Source organism: Streptomyces sp. NPDC005811 (assembly GCF_040630405.1).
Classification (GTDB): domain Bacteria; phylum Actinomycetota; class Actinomycetes; order Streptomycetales; family Streptomycetaceae; genus Streptomyces.
Genome location: NZ_JBEXXK010000151.1, coordinates 1 through 1,191 on the forward strand (window position 1 = coordinate 1; position 1,191 = coordinate 1,191).

The 1,191-nt window shown below is 66.0% G+C and carries 1 protein-coding gene; it reads right to left on the reverse strand.

Translation table 11 applies throughout. From position 1 onward, the window contains the following. Nucleotides 1–1,086: an IS630 family transposase gene (locus ABZ490_RS52190; RefSeq protein ID WP_359008150.1), complete on the reverse strand. Its 1,086-nt coding sequence runs from the start codon at nucleotides 1,084–1,086 to the stop codon at nucleotides 1–3. Between the last annotated feature and the right edge of the window lie 105 nt (nucleotides 1,087–1,191).

Consider the following 1,191-nt stretch of genomic DNA (forward strand, 5'->3'; position numbering starts at 1 on the left):
CTAGTGACCTGGTTTTGAGATCCTGTCGCAGTAGCGGCAGATGCGGTCGAGGATCTGGTCGGCGGTTTTGGTCCACTTGAAGGGCCTGGCGTCCTCGTTCCAGACCTTGATCCAGCTCTCGAGTGCGGCCTTGAGGTTGTCGAGGGAGCAGAACACCCCCCGCTCCAGGCAGCGTCGCTCGAGCTCGGCGAACCACCGCTCAACCTGGTTGATCCACGACGAGTAGGTGGGCGTGAAGTGGAGCTGGAAGCGGGGATGCGCGAGCAGCCACCTGTGCACCACGGGCGCCTTGTGAGCGGAGAGGTTGTCGCAGATCACGTGGACCGCCAGGCTCTTGTGGGTCTGGCGGTCGATCTCATCGAGGAAGTCACGGAAGTCCACCGCCCGGTGCTGCGCGGACAGCTTGGTGATCACCTTGCCCGTTGCGGTGTTCAGCGCGGCGAACAGATCGACGGTGCCGTGGCGGATGTAGTCGAAGCTTCGCCGTTCGGGGACTCCCGGGATCATGGGCAGCACCGGCGCGGTCCGCTTCAGAGCCTGGATCTGCGGCTTCTCGTCCACCGCGAACACCACCGCGTTCGCAGGCGGAGCGAGGTAGAGACCGACCACATCGCGGATCTTGTCGATCAGCAGCGGGTCCGGGGAGATCTTGAACACCTCGGTCCGCCACGGCTGCAGGCCGAAGGCGTGCCAGATCCTCAGCACACTCGCGGGCGAGATGCCCACGACCTTGGCCAGCTCCCGCTTCGACCAGTGCGTCCCGCCCGGAGGAGTCTCCTCCAGGGTGCGGACCACCACCTCTTCCACCTGGGCGTCGGTGATGGTCCGCGGCGCTCCGGGCCGCGGCTCGTCCGCCAGGCCGTCCAGACGGTCCCGTAAGAACCGTGTCCGCCATCTGGCCACCGTCTTGCGCTCCGTGTTCAACCGCGCGGCCACCACGGTGTTGTTCCACCCGCGCGCACACGCCAGCACGATCTGCGCTCGCTGGGCCAGGCCCTGCGCAGTCGAGCGCCGCCTGGCCCAGCTCTCCAACGTCAGCCGCTCAGCCTCCGACAGCACCATCGGCGGCAGCCTGTTATCGCCCATCCCGTCAGGACACCGGAACGATGCCGGCTCCGTCAGGCAGAGCACAAGATCTGAAACAGAACACGACTCATGGGGCGAGCCCAGAACTCAAAACCAGGTCACTAG

What these genes read in the sequence shown, in the direction of transcription:
- ABZ490_RS52190 (WP_359008150.1), bottom strand. Translation starts at nt 1,086, where the DNA reads ATGGGCGATAACAGGCTGCCGCCGATGGTGCTGTCGGAGGCTGAGCGG.